20 protein-coding genes are annotated in these 23104 nt (G+C 42.1%); 7 read left to right on the top strand and 13 right to left on the bottom strand.

Features of this window, described 5'->3' with window-relative positions; all coding sequences use genetic code 11:
• Window positions 1-13: 13 nt before the first annotated feature.
• Together ACI35L_RS10220 and ACI35L_RS10215 are read right to left on the bottom strand one after the other, a co-directional pair.
• Window positions 14-3544 (bottom strand): AAA family ATPase, encoded by a 3531-nt coding sequence (locus ACI35L_RS10220; protein WP_439802835.1) that lies wholly within the window; start codon window positions 3542-3544, stop codon window positions 14-16.
• Complete coding sequence (locus tag ACI35L_RS10215) at window positions 3541-4809, bottom strand: metallophosphoesterase family protein (RefSeq protein ID WP_049671604.1); 1269 nt, start codon at window positions 4807-4809, stop codon at window positions 3541-3543. The genes ACI35L_RS10220 and ACI35L_RS10215 overlap by 4 nt, the downstream gene beginning before the upstream one ends.
• A 341-nt stretch (window positions 4810-5150) precedes the next feature.
• Between ACI35L_RS10215 and ACI35L_RS10210 the strand changes: the two genes are divergently transcribed.
• From ACI35L_RS10210 to ACI35L_RS10200, 3 genes are all read left to right on the top strand, one after another.
• Window positions 5151-5792, top strand: coding sequence for a Bax inhibitor-1/YccA family protein (locus ACI35L_RS10210; RefSeq protein WP_049671605.1), 642 nt, complete (start codon window positions 5151-5153; stop codon window positions 5790-5792).
• A gap of 137 nt (window positions 5793-5929) precedes the next feature.
• Window positions 5930-7144, top strand: a complete 1215-nt coding sequence (locus ACI35L_RS10205; RefSeq protein ID WP_439802834.1) for an MFS transporter — start codon at window positions 5930-5932, stop codon at window positions 7142-7144.
• A 225-nt stretch (window positions 7145-7369) separates the two neighbouring features.
• Window positions 7370-8305, top strand: coding sequence for an NADP-dependent oxidoreductase (locus ACI35L_RS10200; protein ID WP_049672976.1), 936 nt, complete (start codon window positions 7370-7372; stop codon window positions 8303-8305).
• A 76-nt stretch (window positions 8306-8381) separates the two neighbouring features.
• On the opposite strand, the gene ACI35L_RS10195 is transcribed toward ACI35L_RS10200, so the two are convergent.
• The 3 genes from ACI35L_RS10195 to ACI35L_RS10185 form a co-directional block, all read right to left on the bottom strand.
• A complete protein-coding gene (locus ACI35L_RS10195) occupies window positions 8382-9923 on the bottom strand; it encodes a solute symporter family protein (RefSeq protein ID WP_049671607.1) in 1542 nt (513 codons plus the stop codon).
• Window positions 9920-10264, bottom strand: a complete 345-nt coding sequence (locus ACI35L_RS10190) for a DUF485 domain-containing protein (RefSeq protein ID WP_049671608.1) — start codon at window positions 10262-10264, stop codon at window positions 9920-9922. The genes ACI35L_RS10195 and ACI35L_RS10190 overlap by 4 nt, the downstream gene beginning before the upstream one ends.
• Before the next feature lie 187 nt (window positions 10265-10451).
• Window positions 10452-11852 carry a murein hydrolase activator EnvC family protein gene (locus ACI35L_RS10185; RefSeq protein WP_439802833.1) on the bottom strand — a complete coding sequence of 467 codons (1401 nt, stop codon included), beginning with the start codon at window positions 11850-11852 and terminating at the stop codon, window positions 10452-10454.
• A gap of 704 nt (window positions 11853-12556) precedes the next feature.
• On the opposite strand from ACI35L_RS10185, the gene ACI35L_RS10180 reads away from it, so the two are divergent.
• Window positions 12557-13555 carry an NADPH:quinone oxidoreductase family protein gene (locus tag ACI35L_RS10180; protein ID WP_439802832.1) on the top strand — a complete coding sequence of 333 codons (999 nt, stop codon included), beginning with the start codon at window positions 12557-12559 and terminating at the stop codon, window positions 13553-13555.
• Between the two features lie 46 nt (window positions 13556-13601).
• On the opposite strand, the gene ACI35L_RS10175 is transcribed toward ACI35L_RS10180, so the two are convergent.
• From ACI35L_RS10175 to ACI35L_RS10165, 3 genes are read right to left on the bottom strand one after another with little or no spacing between them, the layout of a single operon-like run.
• The gene (locus ACI35L_RS10175) at window positions 13602-14429 is read right to left on the bottom strand and encodes a Ku protein (protein WP_439802831.1); all 828 of its coding nucleotides are present in this window, start codon (window positions 14427-14429) and stop codon (window positions 13602-13604) included.
• 46 nt (window positions 14430-14475) lie between these two features.
• Window positions 14476-15681 (bottom strand): non-homologous end-joining DNA ligase, encoded by a 1206-nt coding sequence (gene ligD / locus ACI35L_RS10170; RefSeq protein WP_049671610.1) that lies wholly within the window; start codon window positions 15679-15681, stop codon window positions 14476-14478.
• Window positions 15678-16625 carry an ATP-dependent DNA ligase gene (locus ACI35L_RS10165; protein WP_049671611.1) on the bottom strand — a complete coding sequence of 316 codons (948 nt, stop codon included), beginning with the start codon at window positions 16623-16625 and terminating at the stop codon, window positions 15678-15680. The genes ligD and ACI35L_RS10165 overlap by 4 nt, the downstream gene beginning before the upstream one ends.
• Window positions 16626-16751: 126 nt before the next feature.
• On the opposite strand from ACI35L_RS10165, the gene ACI35L_RS10160 reads away from it, so the two are divergent.
• Window positions 16752-17012, top strand: coding sequence for a hypothetical protein (locus ACI35L_RS10160; protein ID WP_049671612.1), 261 nt, complete (start codon window positions 16752-16754; stop codon window positions 17010-17012).
• An 80-nt stretch (window positions 17013-17092) separates the two neighbouring features.
• Here ACI35L_RS10160 and ACI35L_RS10155 read toward each other — a convergent pair whose 3' ends face one another.
• Window positions 17093-17884 carry an SDR family oxidoreductase gene (locus ACI35L_RS10155; protein WP_049671613.1) on the bottom strand — a complete coding sequence of 264 codons (792 nt, stop codon included), beginning with the start codon at window positions 17882-17884 and terminating at the stop codon, window positions 17093-17095.
• A gap of 188 nt (window positions 17885-18072) precedes the next feature.
• On the opposite strand from ACI35L_RS10155, the gene ACI35L_RS10150 reads away from it, so the two are divergent.
• Window positions 18073-19134, top strand: coding sequence for an AI-2E family transporter (locus ACI35L_RS10150; RefSeq protein ID WP_049671614.1), 1062 nt, complete (start codon window positions 18073-18075; stop codon window positions 19132-19134).
• Between the two features lie 61 nt (window positions 19135-19195).
• Here the strand turns inward: ACI35L_RS10150 and ACI35L_RS10145 are convergent, their stop codons facing one another.
• Window positions 19196-20182: an aldo/keto reductase gene (locus ACI35L_RS10145; RefSeq protein WP_049671615.1), complete on the bottom strand. Its 987-nt coding sequence runs from the start codon at window positions 20180-20182 to the stop codon at window positions 19196-19198.
• A 184-nt stretch (window positions 20183-20366) separates the two neighbouring features.
• Here ACI35L_RS10145 and ACI35L_RS10140 point away from each other — a divergent pair, with 184 nt between their 5' ends.
• Window positions 20367-21266, top strand: coding sequence for an AraC family transcriptional regulator (locus ACI35L_RS10140; RefSeq protein ID WP_049671616.1), 900 nt, complete (start codon window positions 20367-20369; stop codon window positions 21264-21266).
• A gap of 175 nt (window positions 21267-21441) precedes the next feature.
• Here the strand turns inward: ACI35L_RS10140 and ACI35L_RS10135 are convergent, their stop codons facing one another.
• The 3 genes from ACI35L_RS10135 to ACI35L_RS10125 form a co-directional block, all read right to left on the bottom strand.
• Window positions 21442-21939 (bottom strand): hypothetical protein, encoded by a 498-nt coding sequence (locus ACI35L_RS10135; protein ID WP_049671618.1) that lies wholly within the window; start codon window positions 21937-21939, stop codon window positions 21442-21444.
• A 228-nt stretch (window positions 21940-22167) separates the two neighbouring features.
• Entirely contained in the window at window positions 22168-22617 is a 450-nt protein-coding gene (locus ACI35L_RS10130; protein WP_231589537.1) for a hypothetical protein, read from the bottom strand.
• A gap of 37 nt (window positions 22618-22654) precedes the next feature.
• Window positions 22655-23104 carry a (2Fe-2S)-binding protein gene (locus ACI35L_RS10125; protein WP_049672980.1) on the bottom strand — a complete coding sequence of 150 codons (450 nt, stop codon included), beginning with the start codon at window positions 23102-23104 and terminating at the stop codon, window positions 22655-22657.

The following is a 23104-nucleotide window of genomic DNA, read 5'->3' as shown; positions in this document are numbered from 1 at the left end:
TCTGCTCGTTTTTTTATCCTTGCATGACAGCTTCCTTATTAATTTCTATGAACTGATAATCTGTTTCGTTTAAAGTATCTTCTATCAGTTCGACTAAATGGGCATGATGAGTAAAGAAGATGATTTGTGTTGCTTTTGATAATTCTGCCAGGACCTCGAGTGTAACCTTAGAGCGTTTATTGTCAAAATGAACGAGAATATCATCCACAATAAACGGAACCGGTTCGTTGTCCTCACAATATTTCTCGATGCTCGCAACACGCAAAGCCAGGTACAGCTGATCCATTGTACCATCGCTCATTGCATCAATCCCAATTTTCTCTCCATTCCTGATTCCAAGAAGAACTTCCTCATCCTTCTCATTATAATCAACGGTAAGTCCTTCAAAGCTATACTCTGTCAGGCGGGCAAACAATGTTGAAGCCCTCGTTAAAATAGGATTTTGATTCTGTGCTCGATAATATTCTATTCCCTTTTGCAAGATCATAACAGCTAGTCTCTTTTCGACGTATTGCTCACAAAGGGCTGAAAGGTCTGCTATCACTGATTCCCTTTCTTCAGTCGCCATAACAGACGTAACTGAACTTCCGTGAATCTTCTCTTCATACTCTTTCTTACAAACCCCAAATGATTGGTAGGCAGCAGAACAGTTTTCATCGAGCTCCTTTTGCTCAAGCTCCAATTCTGTCAAGTGCCCTTCAAGATGCTCCATATCTTGCTCTGCAATCTCCTGCTCAAGTTCATCAATGGACCCGCTTCCTGCTATTTCCTGAAGAACGAGATCGAGCTCATTGATCCTTCTCGTTAAATCTTGCTTAGCTGCATATTGCTCCTCCACAGCCTGTAATTCATCCACTGTCTGAACACCGGCAAGTGAGAGTAGGCCACATAGCGATTCTTCAGCTGCTTGCTGCTTCTGAGAGGCTGTTTCATACCCAGCCAAGCACTCCTCTAACTGACGATTCCAATCCTCTTTATCACGTTTATTCTGCAGCTGCTTCTTTAATTCATCCGCCAGCTTATAAACCAACGATTGAATATTGCCTTGTTTCGGCCAGTTTACCTGATCAAGAAGATAGCCGATTTTCTGTTCAAAATCTTGGACAAACATTCTGCTCGCATTCATTCTCGCACTCAGTTCAATCCATTCATCATAAAGCTTTACACACCGGTCATAACGTTCGACTCTTTCAAGAGCCGTATCCGTTGGACACGTCCCATCAAGCTGAATGGGACATACCGCTTCCGCCCACTCATCCTTCCAGTCTACGTATTGGCGATTCTTCTCTTTCAATTCATTCTCCATCTCGAGAAGAGCTATTCGCTTATTCTTCCAATCAGATTCCAATGCCTGTTTTTCAAGGCTGCGGGCTGATTCTTTATCCTTAAAGACAGTCGCTTCCTTTATCCAGCGGGCCAATGAGTAATCTTGATAGGATACATTCAACTTAGTAACAGATGCCAACGCATCATACAGCCTTTTCTTCAGCAGTTGACTCTGCTCGTTCAGCTTGCTGCAGGCATGCTCTTTCTTTTGGCATTGTGAAAGCAAATACTTTATTTCTCTATACTTAGACATCCATGCCTTCATTTCTTGCGGAGAAAGGGGCGTAATCCCATTCTCTTGCCAAAGTGCATTCCATTTGCCATATAATTGACGGCCCACATCATCTAGGTGTTCCAGCTTACGTTTGTACCCTTCCATACGGTTTACTGCTTCATCTATATCATTCAAGTATTTCTGCTTCATGCCCACCTTCGCAGACTCATGTCTCATAACATCTGCCAATTCATCCGCTTTTTCTAATTGGGATTCATAAATGTCGGTAAGCTTGTTTTCTCCTGCATAACGGGCAATTTCCGCTTCCGTCAACTTCTGACCATCTAATGTACGGCGAACCAGTTTCCAACTCTCATCCCGATTTCGTCTTGCTTTCTTTAGGTTTTCCTCTGTTGGGATAACTGTACTCGCTTCAAGATCACGGAGAGCAGCACGGGCGGAGGAAAGCAATTCTTCCTCCGTAACAAACTTTTGTTTCCAAGCAAGAACATCTTCCTTGTATGTCTTCTCTTCTTTCATGAATTGCTCAATCGTCTCTTCTAAGATTGGTATATGAAGTCCGGCAAATTCCGTCCTTCCTCCGTTCCAGAGCGGCAAAGTCTTTAATTGCTCATCAATGGAATCCTGCATATCTTTTAATTCAGCTTGCAATTCAGCAATCCTATCCTCAAGTTTCCCTTCATCATGAGCAGCCGCTAATGCAGCTTGTAAATCATCAAGTGAATGAAGCTCGCCATAATTCTCCCATTCCTGTTTCTTCAAAGAAACAACTTCTTCCATTGCCGTAATCCGCAGGCGCAGCTCAGAAATAGAACTTTTTAGGATTCGATGGTTTTCATGCAGGGAACGAATTTTCTCTTTACGTGCAGGCTGAATTCGAAGATTTTCCATTTCTACAACCTCCATGCTCATAAAGCCCATATTCTGAAGGAGATCATCTAATTGTTTTCGGCAGACTTCAGCCCGCTCTTTCAGATTCTCATAATCACGTTTTTCTTTCTCATAGGCACCAATATCACCGTTTAAGGATTGGATAACGGATTCTTCTTTCAATATGTTCTCATCAACTGAAAGCTGGGCCAGCTTTTCCTTTAGCTTGTCCGCTTCTGCCCTTGCTGTTTGTGCCGTTTCTGCACAAGAGCGAATGATTTTGGATAGTTCTCTCCTTTGGAGGGAACAATCATGAGGAAGAGTTGGAATCGATTCATAGGGGGCTAATTTGTCCAATAATAGCTTTCTTTCAGCAAGCTTAGGTGAAGCTTTGCGCAGCTTCTCAAGCTTATTAATTCGAGCGGAAACTTGAGCCTGTTTCTCCCTCAATTCTGAAATAACAGCCTTTCCATCTGTGTATTCCTTCTCCAATTCCTTCCATCGCCTTGCCAGCATGAGAGATTCATTGGCTTTCTTCGTTAATTCCTTTTCCTTACGAATTAGTTCATTAATCGGCGGTTTTGACCCACCTGCCTTATAAAGTTCCTTGCTGGCTGAGTCTAGCTGCCCCATAACTTGTTTAATTGCATTGATGCCGGATGCAGCAGCAAAAAGACTCTCACCAACATGCCCATTACTCGCAAGCAAGGCTTCTCCGCCTTCACGCAAGGTTTCATGATTCAAGGCGAACATAGAACGAAAGGTATCTTCTGATAAGACATTGATATACGGTACCAATGAGTTATCTGGAATTGCTTCTCCATTCTCATCTAGAAGGGTCTTTGTCTTCCCTTTTCTCCGATAGAACTTGATCGTATCCCCTGCTGCATTCGAAATGGTTCCTCCTATACGAAGCTTTGTATTCGGGTGCAGGAAAGAATCCTTAGAATTGTGAGGAATGCCGTATAAAAGCTGGGTAATCGAGCGCAGCAAGGTACTTTTCCCTGCTTCATTATTGCCGTATAACACATGAAAGGAATGTCCTTGATCAAACGGGATCGAATAATTCGTAAAATGCCCAAAGGCCTCAATTTCTAGCCTGTCAAACCTCATGAATGTTTCCCCCTGTCCATAAGCAATCCTTCATTAATGATATCTTTAGCTGCTTGAATTTTTTCTCTCAAAGCATCTGCCGTATCTGGTATAACGGGCTCATCGCCGCGTTTCAGGTCCATAGGAAGCGCATTATGAAGCGATTGAAATTCCTCCTTGATTTCTTGAAGCATCTCTTCATATGACATGTCATCAAGCCACTCCAATATTCCTGTAACCGGAGTTGAATTGGACGCTTCTGATAATGAATTCAACGCAGTTGTCTTGAGCTTGACCTTTTCTATCCATATATCTCCGTTTCCAATTGAAAAAGCCATTGAACGCAAATCATTCAGAACCCTGTCCCTATCACTTGCCAGCTCAAAATGGAGAGGGGTTTGTCCATTCAGAATAAAGCGGAGAGCGAGCATCCTTCCATCCGCCAAATCATAGGCCTTTTCGATTTCTTGCTCGATTTGTGCCATCCACTCTTCATACTGAGTGACTCCAGTTAAATCCGCATCAATTACCTCCCATCTGAGAACATCAAGAGGCATATGAGTCATATCTTTTAATGTACCGCCCTCGACCTCAACAAGTGTACAGCCTTTCGGACCCGTTTCTTTACTATGTCGGCTTTGAATATTACCAGGAAATAAGATAACTGGCTCTTTCTCACTCAGATATTCTCTCTTATGAATATGGCCAAGTGCCCAATAATCGTACCCTTTTCCTTTCATATCCTCAATCGAGCAGGGAGCATAGTTTTCATGCCCTTCCCGGCCGCCGGCAGAAGTATGAAGAATGCCGATATTGTAATAGCCATCCACACTATTGGGATATCCTTTGACCAAATTATCAAGAACCGCTCTCGTGCTGAATCCTTGACCATGGATGACCACGCCGATATCATCCAGCTTCACGCTTCCGCATTTCTTCACATCAAACATATGAACATTGTCAGGCAGCTTAATTTCCTTCGTGATTACACTTGCCGCATCATGGTTTCCTTTGATCATGAACACGGGAATCTGCTCTTTTTGAAGCCGTGCCATTTCACTGGCAAAGTATAATCCCGTATTATAGTCCTTCCAATCACCATCATACAGATCTCCTGCAATGATGATAAAATCCACTTGCCTTTCAATGGCTAAATCAACGAGATTGGTAAAGGCTTCACGGGTGGCGCTTCGTAATCGTCCAACCGGAGCGCCTTCATATCGAGACAACCCTTTTAATGGACTGTCCAAATGAATATCGGCGGCATGAATAAATGTGAAATCCATTATTCCTTTTCCTCCTTATAAGCAATCATCAAGTTCTCTTCACTCTTAGTGATAGAATAACATAGATTTTAGTCCAATTATCTATCTGGAAACAAAAGACAGAACATATGTTCCCATCTATCTCGTAGTATACCCTCTTTTATCTGTTTATGCATCACGTTCATCCAAAATATTCTCCTTCATTTTCCAAGAAGCAGGTTATACTTGATTGAAACTTTTATTGATAGCCCTTCGTATATACTCTTACATAGGTAAAATATCGTGGCAATACGTGCTTATCTATAAGAATTTAACTATGGTGTAAGATAAACAGAACCAATCATCATAAGGAGTGAAAGAAAATGAGTACATATATTGAATCAAATCGGTATACTCTTCCAAAAGTACTTCGTACATTTACACTGTCATTGGCTGTTTCTTTGTTAGGATTTATCGTCGGGAATTTTGTTCCGCCCGCCTTATTCCTGCCAATCATGATTTTAGAGTTCGTTATGCTAATCGCGGCTTTCTTTGTCCGAAGAAGAAAAATGCTTTCATACGGATTTTTATATGCCTTTACCTTTATTTCAGGAATCACCCTGTTTCCGATCGTCACTAGCTATTTAATCACGATTGGAGCAAAGCCTGTTCTCATGAGTCTTGCTGCTACTGTTGCCATTTTCGGAGGACTTTCCTTATATGCTTCAACAACAAAACGGGATTTCTCCTTTTTGGGAGGCTTTCTAACTGCTGCTTTGCTAGCACTTATTGTTATCGGCATTTTCAACTTGTTTTCACCCTTATCCTCAACAGCGACTCTTGTTTATTCCTTTATCGGCATTCTTGTGTTCAGCGGTTATGTCATTTTTGACGTAAACAGGATGAAGCAATATGGGGTATCAGATGAGGCTGTGCCATTAATGGCGTTAAATCTATATCTGGACTTCGTCAACTTGTTTATATACATCCTTCAGTTTATTGGAGTGCTCTCTTCAAGAGATTAAGAATATCCACCTGTTTTCCGCCGCTTTTGCGGCGTTTTTTTATTTGCCCAGTTTTGCCTGCATATCGTTGTACATACTTTTTATCATTCTACGCAAATTATTAAAGCAGTGAATGAAAGTGAAATGAGGGTGCAATTATGAGTTCTAATTCTGATCAGTCAAAAGTGAGCATATGGTGCCTGGCCAGCATTGCTGCTGTTCCGCTCATTATGACACTAGGTAATTCCATGCTAATTCCTGTTCTGCCCATATTGGAGAAAAAGGTTTCCATATCCTCCTTCCAATCGAGCCTGATCATCACAAGTTATTCGGTGGCCTCAATATTGCTTATCCCGATTGCAGGATACTTATCGGATCGATTTGGGCGTAAGATGATTTTACTTCCCAGCCTTGCCATCACATTTATCGGAGGACTCGTATCCGGTTTTGCCTCCTGGAAAATGAGTGATCCCTATATGGTGATTATCATCGGCAGAATCATCCAAGGAATTGGTTCAGCCGGCGCTTTTCCAATCATCCTTCCACTTGTGGGTGATTTGTATAAGGACGATGATGAAGCAAGCGCCTGCTTAGGAATTGTGGAGACATCCAATACATTTGGCAAAGTATTGAGCCCGATTCTTGGCGCAGCCCTTGCCCTGTGGATATGGTATATCCCCTTCTTTTCTATTTCTGTCTTCAGTTTAATTAGTTTTTTGATGGTTCTATTCTTTATTAAAGTTCCAAAAAAGAAGGATGAGCCTCCTAAGCTCAAAGATTTTTTACAGCAGGTTAAAAAGATTTTTCATACCGATGGAAGATGGCTCTATAGTGTGTTCATTACCGGTGCCTTTATCATGTTGATTTTGTTTGCAGTACAGTTCTATTTATCAAATATCCTTGAATCTAAATATGATATCCATAACATTAAAAAGGGATTTATTTTAGCCATTCCTTTGTTCTTTTTATGTATAGCCTCATTTATCACAGGAAAGAAGATCAAGGATAATATTAAAGCCATGAAGATATTGATTATCATTTCCTTGGTGATTTCCTGTGTTTCCATTTGTTTCACCTCTCATATCGATAATCTCTATTTACTTATAGGCGTTTTATCCATATTTGGAGCAGGGCTTGGAGCGATTCTTCCCTCATTGGATGCCCTTATTACCGAAAATATTGAAAAGGAACAAAGGGGAACGATTACTTCCTTCTATAGTTCCGCCCGTTTTTTCGGGGTTGCTGCTGGACCTCCCCTTATGTCCTATTTCTTGAAAGAAAATGAATCCTATCTTTTCTATTCATTCAGTATCCTATCTGTTCTGCTTATCATTCTTATCGCCAAATGCATTAATGCAGAATCACCTGCATAAATCATTTGCTGTCTAATATGGGCTGACTCGATCATCAGGGTCAGCTTTTTATTGGGCAGGAAACCTCCACATCCCAAGTAATTTGCCGCCTCAGCATAAACATGTGAATTTCCGCTATTCATGTCCTAAATCTCATGATTACTCTCCTTATAAAAGGGAATGAAGAAACAAGAGGATTTAATTACCTCATCACATACGAGGAGGGTATGCATGCATAAGAATAATATGAAAGCCGTTGTAATCGAGGAATACGGCGGATTAAACGAACTGAAGGAAAAAGTCATTGATAAACCAATCCCCCTAGATAATCAAGTTCTTGTGGAAGTAAAAGCTGCTTCAGTTAACCCTATTGACTGGAAACTCAGAGAAGGCTATCTGCAGGACCGTTATGATTTTGAATTTCCCATCATACTTGGCTGGGATGTTGCAGGTGTAGTAGCCGATGTTGGAAAGCATGTTCAAGGCTTTGAAATAGGCGACCGTGTTTTTGCACGGCCAGAGCTGACCCGTCTCGGTACATATGCCGAATATACCGTAGTGGATGACTTATTGCTCGCAAAGATTCCCGATAATCTATCCTTTGACGAGGCTGCCTCTATTCCTTTAGCCGGTTTGACAGCCTATCAGGCTTTATTTGATGCGCTCGAAATCATGGAGGGACAAAAAGTCTTGATTCACGCTGGGGCGGGCGGTGTCGGCACCTACGCCATCCAACTGGCGAAACTAAAAGGAGCTTATGTCGCCACAACAGCGAGCAAGAAAAATCATGGCTACTTAACCTCATTAGGGGCTGACCAATGCATTGACTATAAGACAGAATCATTCGAAGAAATCTTAAGTGAGTATGACGCTGTATTTGATACGGTAGGTGGGCAGACCCTTCTAAATAGCATGAAAGTTCTCCGTAAAGGCGGAAAAATTGTTTCCATCGTGGAACCTCCCTCTGAACAAAAGGCTGGCCAATATGGGATTAGAGAGCAATTCCTCTGGCTTATCCCGAGAGGAGACCAGTTGCAGGAGCTTGCCTCCCTTTTAGGGGAAGGACGATTGAAGCCCGCTCCGCTTGAAACCTTTCCTTTCTCCGAAAAAGGAGTCAGAAATGCCCAAGAGCTCAGTGAATCCGGCCATACAAGGGGCAAGATTGTCATCAAGATGGGCTAGACTATTTCTTGGGAAATCAAAGAAAGGAGGAGAAACATTATCTGTTTCTCCTCCTTTCTATTATTTAGGCTGTTTCTCACATGCGGTGAATGGTATCCATTCCCGTATTGGATTTAACCAAAATTTCATCATACTTCGCTTCATCCACCTTCTGCCTTGATAAGATTGTTCCAATATAGCCAGCAATAAATCCTAGCGGAATGGATACAAGTCCAGGCGTCGTCAATGGAAATAGTGCTTCCCCAGTCAGAATAGCTGAACCATCCGGACTAAAGACGTTCGGACTGATCAGCACCAGTCCTACGGAGGAAATTAACCCGACAACCATGGCACTGATTGCACCAGTTGTGTTGAACTTCTTCCAGTAGATCGTAAAGAGGATGACCGGCAAATTAGCACTCGCTGCGACAGCGAAGGCAAGAGAGACAAGGAAAGCAACATTCAAGTTTTGAGCTACTAAAGCCAGCAAAATGGAAATGACAGATACCCCAATAGATGCATAGCGCGCCATCTTGACTTGTTCCTTTTCGTTCGCTTTACCTTTACGAAGGATTTCATTATAGAAATCATGGGCAAACGCTGATGCACCGGTTAGAACCAATCCAGCTACAACAGCAAGGATTGTTGCAAAGGCAACAGCAGAGACGAAGGCAAATAGCATATTTCCGCCCAATGCCTGTGCGAGAAGCGGCGCAGCCATATTACCTGCTGCATTCGCTGCAACGATATCAGTCGTGCCAACAAAGGCGGCTGCCCCAAAGCCCAAGAATATGGTCATGACATAAAAGGCTCCAATAATCCAAGTTGCCACAACGACTGAGCTTCTCGCTGCCTTGGCATCCTTCACCGTGAAGAATCGGACCAAAATGTGCGGGAGCCCAGCTGTACCTAATACAAGGCCCATTGTTAGCGAGAGTGTATCAAGCCCCTCCGTATATTTAACTCCAGGATTTAAGAAAGCCTCCTTCAGCGGAGTCGCTGATCTCATGGATTCAAACATATAAGGGATGCTGTAATTAAACTTTGCCAGGACGATAATCGAAATGATAAATGTCCCCGTCATCAAGAGAAGTGCCTTGACGATTTGGACCCAGCTTGTCGCATGCATACCGCCAAAGATAACATATATAGTCATCAAGGTGCCGACAATTAAAACGGAGGTTGTATATTCAATCCCTAATAATAATTTTATAAGTGCTCCTGCGCCAACCAATTGAGCGATCATATAAAAAATAGAAATTGCCATTGTATTAAAGGCTGCAAACCCTCTAATTTTCTTCGTATCAAAGCGTGCTGCCAGCATATCTGCCAACGTATATTTACCAAGATTTCGAAGAGGCTCCGCCACTAAATATAGAACAACTAGATAAGCAACCAAAAAGCCAATGCTGTAAAAGAACCCATCAAACCCAGCAAGAGCAATTGAACCGGCAATTCCTAGGAATGATGCTGCTGACATATAATCCCCAGCAATGGCCAGACCATTCTGCCAACCGGTCAGACCACTTCCTGCTGTATAAAATTCGCTTGCATTGCTCGTTCGTTTGGATGCCCAATAAGTGATCAATAGTGTAATGAAAACAATCCCAAGAAACATTGTAAAGGCAGCTACATTCATTTGGACGTCTCTCCTTTTCTCATCTGAAGAATCTTATCCGTAAGTATGTCAAATTGTCCAGCCTTTTTGGAGTAAATCATACATAAAGCCCATGTCATGATAAATTGTCCAAAAGCAAATACCCACGCCCACGTAATACTTCCATAAAACGATTGATTAAGAACAGTGGAATAAGAGGTCATAAGCGGCAATGCGAAGTAAAAGACTAAGAAAAACAATGTGAAAGGAATGATGAACCGTTTTTTAATTTGCAGCAGTTTCTGGAAATCAGCTGATTGAACAATAGCCGAATAATTCGTTCGGCTGCCCTCCTCCTTATAAGTCGGTTTCTTTTCTCCCATATATCCGTCTCCTTTCCGGCTCCCTTTAGGGAAGCGCTTCCAAATTTACGGAATATTTATACTATTTAGTACAAGCAAATTATACATCACTGGGATAATTAGGTAAATAAGAAATTTATCATATACACGCATCTTTTCTTGCTGAGAATAAACAAAAAAGGAATCCGGAGCGGATTCCCTTTTCATCTTAGAAGTATTTACGCGGATTAACCGCATTTGATTTATTGATATTCCAAGGTCCTTCATGAATTTCAAAATGTAAATGCTGGCCATAGGATTGTCCTGTATTCCCCATCAAGCCAATTTGCTGACCTTTCTTGACGGTTTGTCCATTACTAACCATACGTGAACTTAAATGCGCATACACAGTGGTATATTGCTTGCCATTAATGTAATGCGTAATGAAAATCGCATTTCCATAGGAAGATGAGAAATAAGATCTTGAAACAACCCCATCTGCCGCCGCCATAATCGATACAGAACCAGATGCAGCAATATCAATACCGTTATGGTTTGTACCCCATCTACCGCCGAAGCCAGAAGAGAAATACCCTGCAGCTGGTTTCATGAATATGCCGGATGCTGCGCTGCTGGATGGTGCTGGTGCAGCAGTATGACTAGAACTTGAAGTGGAACTAGAACTTGATTTAGAGCTTGTACTTGACTTAGAGCTTGCGCTTGATGAACCAGCATTCGTGCTTTTGCTTGAACTTGAGCTTTGGGAAGATTTCTTCTTCGCTTCTGCTGCTCGCTGTTTAGCCAGCTCAGCTTGGCGTTTTTCCTCCGCGGCCTTTTGTTTCGCAATCTCAGCTTGACGTGCTTCCTCTTGCTTAATAGCCTTCTTGATAGCCGCCTTTTGGCCTGCTAGAATGTCTGCCTCTTCTTCCATGCCAATTTTCTCTTTCTCAAGCTTTTTCTGCTCGGCTTTCAGCTTCTTCATAAGTTGATTTTTCTCTTTTTTCTGCTGTTCTTGCTTGGCTTTCATTTCTTTCACTTCAGCCATCATAGATTCAAGATCGCTTAGTTTCTGCTCAACAGATTTCTTCTTATCTTCCAATGCTTTCTTATCTCGCTCTTGTTCAGCGATCAAATCTTGGTCTGCATCCATAATAGTTGATACAGCACTTAACCGCTCAACAAATTCGCCGAAGTCACTTGCTCCAAGCACGACCTCGAGATAGTTCATGTTTCCGCCTGTTGCTTGATAAGAACGGGCACGTTCCTTCAGCAGTTCATTACGCTTTTCAATCTTATCTTCGAGTACCTTGATTTCTTTTTTCAATGTTTCGATTTGTTCTTTCGTTTTAGCAATCTTTGCCGTTAACTTATCAATTTTGTTCTCGGTTTCTTTCATTTGCTTTTCAAGCTTTTCGAGCTGTGATGCTAAATCTGCTTGTTTACCTTTTACATGATCAATCGATTTCTCGGCATCCTTAATATTGGAATGAACCTTAGAACGATTCTCTTCAATCTGGCTTTCCTTCTTCTTCAATTCAGAAATGGATTCAGCTGATGCAAATCCTGCTGAGAACAATGAACCGGCTCCAACAACTACAGCCATGTTCAAAGCAATTAATGACTTCTTCAAATGATGATCCCCTTTCAATAAAGAGCCGCCTCTAAGACCCTTTCTCTCTATCTAACTCAAAAACTCTTCTGTGCTTGATGGTTTTAATAGACTCTCAGACCTATATAGAGTCCATCTGCTAAACCAATCTCACCCATTAAAGCTTCTTTCAACAATCGACAAATATCAACAACATATTCCAATAAGTCCAATGTTTGGTACGGTCCTTATTATATCAATCTATAATTTCATTTCCACCATATAAACATTACAGTTATATTTCATGGAATCTTTTGTCTGTAAAAAAATTAATATAATGTTGAATTTTGAGGATTTATTACTACTTATTTTATACTTTGAGGAAAAACTTACTATAATGAAAGGAATATAAGACTAAGTCTATCGAATCAAAAAGGGGAACTCAAATTATCAGCTCGACAAAAATAAATAAATTCTGACAAATTGCATCTGTCATTTTTCTTCTTATTCTCCTCCTATTCAGGTGAATTACGCTTCTAGCACATCCTATCACACTCTATATTTTCCGATAAATTGCATGCACCTAGATGTAAGATAATCAGTATTTTATTTACTTCAGAAAAATAGGTGAATCATCTACTCTATAAGTGAAATATTTCCTGTATATATTTGACATTACTTATAGTGAAATAAGGGTATCTTCTATATACTAGGAATACAATAAATATAGGAAGGGAGTCATCTAGTTGACTACTAAATTTAACGCCCTTGTCGTAAACAAAGAGAACGAACATTTCTCGATAGATGTTCAAAAGCTGTCACTTGACGATCTGCCTCAAGGAGAAGTGCTCATCCGCACCCATTATTCGAGTGTAAACTATAAGGACAGCCTGGCGACTATTCCAAATGGAAACATCGTTAGCCATTATCCATTCGTCCCAGGCATCGATCTTGCAGGAGTGGTGGTTTCTTCTAATGATTCACGTTTTAAGGAAGGGGACGAGGTTATTGCCACCAGCTATGAAATCGGCGTTTCTCATTTTGGCGGATATAGTGAGTATGCCCGCATTCCTGCCAAATGGATTGTACCCGTTCCGGAAGGCTTGACATTAAAGGAAGCGATGGTCATCGGGACAGCCGGCTTCACGGCAGCTCTTTCTGTTCAACGGCTGCTTGATAATGGAATTACGCCTGAAAGCGGGAAGGTTCTCGTTACCGGTGCAACAGGCGGGGTTGGAAGCTTTGCCGTATCCATTCTTTCCACCCTTGGATTCACGGTAGAGGCAAGCACAGGCAAAGAGACTGAAGCTGAATTCCTTACCAGCCTTGGCGCCTCTTCCATTGTCCCGCGAAATGAAGTGTTTGATGGAAAGGTACGAGCATTAGGGAAACAGAAATGGGCGGCAGGCGTGGATCCGGTCGGCGGAGAGCCGCTGGCTGCTTTGTTAAGCCAAATTCAATATGGAGGCTCTGTTGCGGTCAGCGGCTTGACTGCCGGAACGAAGCTCCCTGCAACTGTCTTCCCATTTATCCTGCGCGGAGTTAACCTGCTGGGTATTGATTCCGTTTATTGTCCAATGGAAAAGAGACTTGCCATTTGGAACCGTCTGGCAAATGACTTTAGACCAGCAAGCTTTGATGTATTCATTCAAGAAGAGATAACTCTGCAAGAGCTGCCAAAGAAAGTCTCTATACCACTGCAAGGTCAGGCAAAAGGACGAATTATTGTCAATTGCCAAGCATAAGAAAAAGCAAAAGGGAAGCCTGTCTTTATGGACGGGCTTCCCTTTCTTATGATGTCTCTCTTTTCTTTCGCGGCGTACGTTTTCTTGCCGGCTTTGTCTGCGGCTTTGTTTGGTCTATGGAAGCTTGAAGAGCTGCCATCAAATCCACTACATTCGATTTCGGTGCATTCGATGCTGCCGGTGTGACCGTTTGCTCTGCCTTTTTGCGCTCGATCAATTCAAGGAGGGCTGAGCGATACTCATCATGATATTTACTAGGGTCAAACTCAGTCGTTAATTGGTCAATCAACAGGATAGCCGTATCCAGCTCCTTAGGGACGACCTCCTCCACCATCGGGATATTCGGAACATCTGATGCCTTTCTGACCTCACTCGGGAAATGGATGGTTTCCATCAATAATGTCTGCTCATATACCCGAACGACAGCCATTGACTCCTTTGCCCGTATAGTGATTTTGGCAAGGCCTACTTTTCCTGAATCCTTAAGGGCTCTTCTCAGCAAAGTATAAGCCTTAACCCCTCCTTCATTTGGAGAAATATAATAGCTCTTCTCAAAATAAATGGGATCTATTTCTTCAATCTTTACAAAATCGATGATTTCAACAGCCTTCTCCTCTAATTCCTTCTTGATGGCCTGCAGCTCTTCCTCATCAAGAACCACGAACTTCCCCTTTACATATTCATATGCCTTCACAATATCCTCCTGCGGGACTTCCTCCCCGCACACAGAGCATACCTTCTTGTACTTAATTGGAGCATGGCACTTTTCATGCAGAGTGCGCAGCGGCAGATCTTGATTCTCGGTTGCAGCATGAAGCTTAATGGGAATGCTGACAAGACCAAAGCTGATGGTCCCTTTCCAGATTGTATGCATAAGAACACCTTCTCTTTTTTTCTTATGATATCCAAAACCTGCAGATTCATGATGAGGTTGATTGAAGGACTTCAATCAATTCCTTGATCTGTACTCCTTGATTGACCGTAAAATATTCAGCAAAAGGATCTATCCCCCTTATCACCCTTTTTTGGACTTCCTCCAGCAAATAATCACCCGTCTTCATTCCTTGTCGTACCTCCTCCCAATATAGGGGAACAGCAATCCCAGGCTCCTCCGTTTCCCGTGGTGAGTAAGGGCAAATGATGGTCTTCTTAACATCATGCTGGATGTAATCTACATATAAGCGGCCCCTTCGATTTTTTTTGAGCCGCTCCACAGTAAATTGCTCGGGGAATTGCTCAACAAGATAGGAGGCAATAAATTCAGTAAATATCCTCGTTTCACTGTACGTGAGGATTCCATCATTAAGAGGTAAATGAACTTGAATTCCCTTACGGCCGGATAATTTCACGAAGGATAAGAGGTTGAAGTTATCGAACAGCCTTTTCATCTCAAGGGCTGCCTTGATAGCAAGTGTCAAATCTCCAAGCGCGGGCGGGTCAAGGTCAAAAACAATCTCACATGGATAGAGTGAATCCACGGTATTGAATGGAATGTGAAACTCAATAGCTGCCTGGTTCCCAAGCCATAACAGTGTTTGTGCGTTCCCGCAGATTATATGGGAATCATCCTCCACTATCACCTTCTGAACAAATGCTGGTGCATGCTCTGGGGCGGCTTTCTGATAGAACCCGCTCGCCCCCACTCCTTCCGGGTATCGCTTAACCGTAAGCAGCCTTCCAGATAGGAACGGAAGCATCCTGTCTTTCACAGCCAGCAAATATTCCATATACCGCTCCTTTGTGACAGAATGACATGGCCAGATTTCCTTTTGCGCATTTGTCAGCTGAACGGGTTCATATTGAGCTAGGAGAAGATGAACCCACGTACATGCATGCCAGTCATGAGTGAATAGCAGCCGCTCAAAGCGCGGTTCGTGCAGTTTCCCATTCTTTACAGTCTTGAAGCTGATTTCTACACAAATGCCAGGCGGCACAGAAAATCCTTCTGCCTCTTCCCTGCACCCTCTCTCCAACAGAAGCTTGATAAGGGCATCCTTTTCCTCCTGCTTGAATCTCTCCTTCACAACTGCTATCGTTTCCGTTTTTTGATGTTTTAGGACAGCCACAGAGATAAGCCCATTTACCCGGTCAAAAGTCTGCAGAAAAGCTGCTGCATGGTATCTCATTGACTCCCCTCTTTCTCAAACCGGCAATCAAGCGGATTTCTTTCGACAAAGGAATCTAAGACAGGCTGACGCAATGTTCTGGACTCGGACCATTCAAGAAATTGTACCTTTACCGTAAAAATTGGACTTACCCATTGACAATCCTTTGCTTCATGAATGGCCTTAACAAAAGGAGAAAAAGCCTGTTTGCTTTTTTCAAGATAATGCTGGATGGTTTTCCAATCCTGTGCATTATAACGACCCCTGCCTGCCTTGCCTATATAATGAAGCTGACCGTCAGAGTCATATAAACCGAGCAAAAGGGAGCGAAGTCCGCTTCCCTTTTGGATATAACCGCACACAACAGCAATCACGTCCTGGTAGTTCTTGATCTTTTGCCAGCGAGCATCCTTGCCCCCTGGTAAATAGCAGGCATGCAAGTCTTTGCAAAGGATTCCTTCAAGGCCTTGCTCCTTCACAGCGTGGAGCAAGCCTTCACCTTCCTCGAAATTCTCGGTCAATCGGATATGCTCTGTTTCCTTAACGATAGACCGGAGCATTTTCTGCCTCTCATATAGGGGCTTATCCATCATGGATACCCCATTCATATAAAGACAATCAAACACCATATAAATAATCGGAATCTCTTTCTTTTTAATCTCTATCTCTGCACCGCCTCTCAATCGATCACGTTTCATAACCTCATGAAAGGACGGTTTCCCGTCCACAAGGGCAATCACTTCACCATCTAGAATAAAGCTATCAGCCTTAGAATAGCTTTCAGTGTCCAGCAATTCAGGGTATTGAATGGTACGATTGTTTAAATGGCGATTAATAACCTCTGTCCCAGAAATGGACTTATAAACGAGAATTCTCACACCATCCCATTTCACCTGAAATACCCAATCTCCACTTAAGGGTATTTCAGCAGCTGCGATAGGTTCAAAAGGGATGATTGGTTTCATAGCTGTCCCTCCTTTGTCTCGTAATACCGTTAGTATGGAGCTTTAATGAACGGATTATTTTATAGGTTTACAAATCAGGCAGATTTGTCCTATTATGGCAAAAAGAGAGTCGGGAAGTGATCATTCATGAAAACTGTACTTATGTCTATGTTTTTATCTATCCTGATCAATATCCTGTATATGGCAGGCGTTCTAACCTTGGCATATGTTCAAACAGTCCGCTATCAGCCTGATATAACGGAATATGAGAATGTCCATTTCCTCGACAGCTCAGTCGCTTTCGGCTATTCTGGCGGTTTCTTCTCAACTTTCATCCTCATGACCATTATTGGGACATTCATCGTATGGTGCATCCTAAAACTTGTTATCAAACTGCGAGCTGAATGAAAATCAACGTAAAAAAGGACTTCAGAAAATTGAAGTCCTTACATATCCTATTAAAATAAGTCCTGTTCATGCCAGATAGTTTAGAGCAAGGATTCTGTACCGTCCACATATATCTCCGTTCCGGATATATGGCTTGCTTCATCTGAAGCGAGAAAGGCTACCAAGCTTGCGACTTGCTCCGGCTGTCCCGGACCGTTTGCCAGCGGCTGCATACCTTCTGGGTATTCAATTGGAATCTCGATTTCCTTCACACTTTCGGATTTATCGGTAGAATCATCAATATTTGTTTCAATCGCCCCTGGACAGATGGCATTTACGCGGATTTTATAACGAGCAAGCTCCAGTGCCGCCATCTTCATGAAGCCAATTTGGGCTGCTTTTGAGGTACTGTAGGCTGCCATCCCAAAGCCGGCAAACCGCCTGTTTCCATTAATTGAGCTTGTAATGATGATACTGCCTCCGCCGCTCTCTTTCATATGAGGAATGGAATATTTCACAAATAGGAACGTGCTTCTAAGATTCGTTTCAATCGTCCTGTCCCAATCAGCGACATCGAGGTGTTCAATAGAGGATAAGGTTCCATTAATTCCTGCGTTGCAAAAGAGGATATCCAATCTGCCATACTTCTCCACGATATCATTGACTGCCTCTTTAATTTGATTCTCATCCCTTACATCTACCTCATAAATACAAGCGCCGCCGCCGCTCTGTTCAATGGATGAACGAACGGAAGCAGCCCCGGAATAATTGATATCCAACAGGCATACATGAACGCCGCTGTCCGCTAATTTTTTTGCTGCAGCGGCTCCAATACCAGATCCGCCGCCAGTCACAATCGCAACTTTCTCACTTCTTTGCTCTACATTACCCATTTAAACATTCCCCCCATCAGTGTATACACTTATTTATCCAATTAGCATAAATCTAAAACGTGCCACATATTTGTTTTACTGAGAATGTTATCTGCCTAAATAATTTTGCTCGCCCTCTTATAAAGCAAGCATCTTACAGGTATAATTGAATTATTCAGGAGTGAGCCGAAAGGAGTACCAGCCGTCAAATGTATTCAGTCAACCAACTAGTTAAAAGCAGAGGATTTATTCGCTTTCTAACTTTTTTAATTCTCATTATACTCTTTTATACATTAAGAGACATGATTAATTTGATTCTATTTACCTTTATTTTCATCTTTTTAATGGGCGGATTAGAACGGTTTATCTCCTCTACATTAAGGAAAACGCTTCAGTTTAGGGTACGTCCTCAATTGATTATCCTAATTCTCTATTCCGTTTTAATCACTTCCATGGTCATGGTTATTTATAAATACATACCCATTATCACCATGCAGCTGACGGAATTAGTGCAAGCCTTAATAGCCTTCTATAAGGACCCGCCGGATAACCGTGCCATTGAAGTGATTATCAGCGCGATGAACAAGCTGATTTCTCCAACCGATATTGAACAGAACGCCAGTGCCATATACACATATGCTGCTGATATCGGCAAAGTCAGCCTTCAATTATTTATCTCAATCCTATTAAGCTTGTTCTTCTTATTGGAGAAAGAGAAAATCGGCCGTTTCACCAGCACATTCAAAAACAGTAAGCTGGGGACCATTTTTAAGGAGCTTGAGCATTTAGGCACTGTGTTTGTCAATTCCTTTGGGAAAGTGATCGAAGTTCAATTCTTGATTGCTTCCGTTAATGCTGTCTTATCACTGATTATTTTGTACTTCCTTGGTTTCCCGCAGCTGCTTGGCCTAGGCATTATGATATTCCTGCTTGGCTTAATCCCTGTTGCAGGTGTCATTATCTCATTAGTTCCCTTATGCACGATTGCTTATCAAATTGGCGAGGGTATGCATGTCCTGTATGTGATTGTCTTAATTGCTGCCATTCATGCGCTTGAAAGCTATATTCTTAATCCAAAATTCATGTCAGCCAAAACCCATTTGCCGACGTTTTACACATTCCTTGTCCTTGTTCTGGCTGAGCATTTCCTTGGAATCTGGGGATTGATTCTTGGTATTCCGATCTTCATCTTTATTCTTGATATGCTTGAAGTTCCCAATATCAGCAGCTCCGAAACGAAGAAGGAAGAGAACAAACCCGTCATTGAATGAATATGTCCATAGAAAGAGGGAGATAGGATGCATCACACATTCTATCTCCCTCTTCGTTTAATCATTTTAAGGCAAATCCACTTACCGGATGCGGAAGATACGATTCCTCCAAGAAAGACATTTCCTCATCTGTCAGCTTAATAGACAAGGCTCCTTTGGCATCTTCAAGATGGCGAAGCTTTGTGGCACCTATGATTGGGGCTGTGACAGGCTGCTTTTGAAGCAGCCAGGCTAATGCGACCTGCATGCGCAGGACACCTCTTCTTTCCGCGATTGATGCTACACGAGTAATAATCTCATTATCAGAGTCTTCCATCGTGCCATACTTTGCCTTTTGCACTTGGTCGGTCTGCGAGCGATAGGTTGTTTCTCCGACAGCCCTTGTCAACCTGCCAGAAGCAAGCGGGCTGTATGGGGTTACCCCGATTCCCTCACTTTCACACATAGGCATCATCTCCCGCTCCTCTTCCCTGTATAAGAGATTGTAATGATTTTGCATGGAAACGAATTTCGTCCAACCATTGGATTCAGCTACATGGTTTGCCTTTAAGAATTGCCACGCCTGCATGGATGAGGCGCCAATGTATCTGGCCTTCCCTGCCTTTACAACATCATGAAGTGTCTCCATCGTCTCCTCAATCGGAGTTTGGTCATCCCAGCGATGAATGATATAAAGATCCACATAATCGGTACCAAGCCGTTTGAGACTGTGATCCAGTTCATTTATGATAGACTTTCTGGACAGTCCGCCTCGGTTTGGTCCCTTCTGCATAGGGAAAAACACCTTCGTCGCAAGAACCACCTCATCACGTGTTGCATAATCCCTTATCGCCCGCCCTAGTATTTCTTCACTCACGCCTCCTGAATAGGAGTTTGCCGTATCAAAGAAATTAATCCCCATCTCTAAGGCTTTCTTGATGATCTGACGGCTTTCTGCTTCATCCAGCAGCCACTTATGTATCCAATTCTCTTTATCTCCAAAGCTCATGCATCCAAGGCAAAGCCGGGAAACATCAAGTCCTGTACGGCCCAGTTTTACATAATCCATTTCTATTACCTCCGCTCTCTAAGAAGATACCATTAATCCTTGTTCTATTATGTACCATTCATATTGAAGAGCAGTAGCATATTTCTCTCAAATGCTTGCCTATTCCTCTCATCTTCTCTTTACAGAATGAATCAACCGCAGATAGAATTAAACCATAACTTATATATAAACAAGGAGAAAAAAGATGCTTGTACATCCTGCATGTGAACTACAGCTTGCCCAATACTTATCAAATCATCTCAACGAAGACGGTGTCTTCCAAACCATTGTACCGACCATGACATTCATTCGAGAATCGTTGCCATCTGAGCCCATTTACCGAGTGAATGAGCCTTCTATTTGTATCGTTGCACAAGGAGAAAAGCAGGTGTTCCTTGGTACTGAAAAATATCGCTATGGGCCTTCCTCCTATATTGTCTCATCCATTGACTTACCCTTATCAGGGAATGTCGTCAAAGCATCTGCCGAGAAACCATATCTAGCGATGAAGCTAGAGCTCAGTCATCAAGACCTCTTTGATATAGCGGATATGCCGCATACAAATCAGTCCCAAAACTTAGATCAGAAGCAGGCTCTGTACATTGGACGCGCGGACAGATTCCTCCTTGATGCTGCCATCAGAATGGCCAAGCTTACCGAGACACCTGAGGATATTGCTATGCTCTCACCTCTTTACAAGAAGGAAATCATTTATCGGGTCTTACAGGGACCTCATGGTGTAAACCTGAGGCAGCTTGCCAAGGCGGGCACACACATCCGTCATATTCAGGAGGTTATTTCCTATCTGCTCGACCATTATACTGAGCCTATAAAGGTTGAAGAGCTTGCTGGAAGCGTGAATATGAGTACAGCTACCTTCCATCGCCATTTCAAGGAACTGACGACCATGAGCCCTCTCCAATTCCAAAAACAGCTTCGCCTGCAGGAAGCCAGACGGCTGTTGTTTACCGAAAGAGCTGATGCGAAGGAAGCAGCCTATCAGGTGGGATACGAAAGCCCAACACAATTTAGCCGGGAATATGCCCGCCTGTTCGGAGTACCGCCGAAGGAGGATGCCAGGCGGTTTAAAGAAATGGAAGCATAAAGAAAAGAGGGAAGATGCCCTATCCCTCTTTCCTTCTATATCCTTGCCGCATGATAAACGATAAAATGCCACATCCAAACAGAGTGTGACTGAACTTATTGATATGCTTAACTCTCCTCATAAAAAGATTCCGTCCCTATTTTTGCTCCAATTAAAAATACGTGACATGATAACTTCATAGAGGAATTACAATCGTTTTATAACCGCCTGTCGCCATAAAAAAGAGCTCGAGATTTTCAAATGAATCCAGAGGGATTTCAATCTGTTGATTATTCAAAATGGCGGCAATATTCATTAAGGCTACCTCACCTTTTTCTATAACAACAAAATCATCGCTGTTGAGACTATTGGAATGAATCATTAGGCTATCAGCAGCCATTCTTTGTTTTTTACGTTCATTGATAAAGAAGGCTTTAATATCATAGACCGTTAATCGGTCGCCTACATTTTCTATTAGTAAGGTGATATTAACCTTTAAACCGGTTCTTTTACCGAATATATTTGTAAGTATGCTTGTTGTCGCCTTTTCCTTCTCAAATATATCCCATTTATTTATATAGAATGACTGATTAGCCGATGCCGATAATGTATCTATAATGGCTAAAAAATCAGCTAACGTAATCGTTTTTTCAATTTCATTTGAATTGGACTCCCTTTTATGTGACACAGTCATTGTCCTTCCATCCTAGTAATTCTCTTTGCTCCATATAGGACAATTAAAAATAACTATATAGTAATTGAATTACATGAATCGTTAAAAAATGCCTACAAAACTCCTAGAGCAATTCACCTGATTCTTGCTTGGTAAAAAAGAATATAAAGAGAATAATTGGCAAAGCAATTAAAAATCTCCCCGATAGAACCGTTTTTTCTTTTTCCTGCTGATTATGGTCCATTTCAATCACTCCCACAATGTATTGGATAATAATTCCGGCGGGACTGTATAATGTTCTTTGACTACCGAATGGAAGAGCTTATAATTATCAAGCATAAGTGTGGATGGGGTAACTTTCGGATAGCCAAATAGAGGGCCGGAAACATTTATCGTAAATTCGCCTGACGAAATAAATAAACCTGTTATCGTGATTTGATCTGAAAGTAAAAGAATAGCCAATAGGATGTCAAGTATATCTACAATACCTTGCTCTATTGCCAGATTATTTTTTGTCAAAATTCTAGAACTGCCAAATATAGGACCGCCGACAGATATCGCAAATCTGCCCGGTTTCACAAATACACCTATAATCGTAATTTGCTTCGTCAACAATAAAATGGCGGTTATAATGTCCATCACTCGATGAAGGGCCATTATTGCTTTACTGTTCTCATCATTCATATTCTCGTTATTCAAGATGAATCACACCCTGTAATCCATCGTATTCACGCTTTTACCTATTGCTACTCCTTTCATCACGATGGATCACCGATTTGATTGCTTTTTCAATTTCAGCATAACCCGTACATCGACATATATTGGAGGAGAGCCATGTTTTTATTTTTTCATCTGCAGGGTTCGGGTCATCCATCAATAATGCTTGGCAATTCATAATAAAACCAGGGGTGCAATATCCGCACTGAAAAGCAAAATGTGTAACAAATGCTTCTTGAATCGGTGTATGATTCAGTCCTTCAATCGTGATAATTTCCTTATCTTTTGCTTCAACAGCAAGCATTAAGCATGATTTGGTTGGTCGTTTATCAACCATTACCGTACAGGCACCACAATCACCATTAAGGCAGCCTGGCTTAGCACCGGTTAAGCCAATTTTGCGGCGCAATACTTCCAGTAATAGTTCTGTTGGTTCAACTTCTTTATAATAAGGCTGCTGATTCACCAT

Origin of the sequence: Pradoshia sp. (assembly GCF_051873915.1) — a bacterium.
In the GTDB taxonomy this organism is placed as follows: domain Bacteria; phylum Bacillota; class Bacilli; order Bacillales; family Pradoshiaceae; genus Pradoshia.
This window is presented reverse-complemented; position numbering and strand designations above follow the sequence as displayed.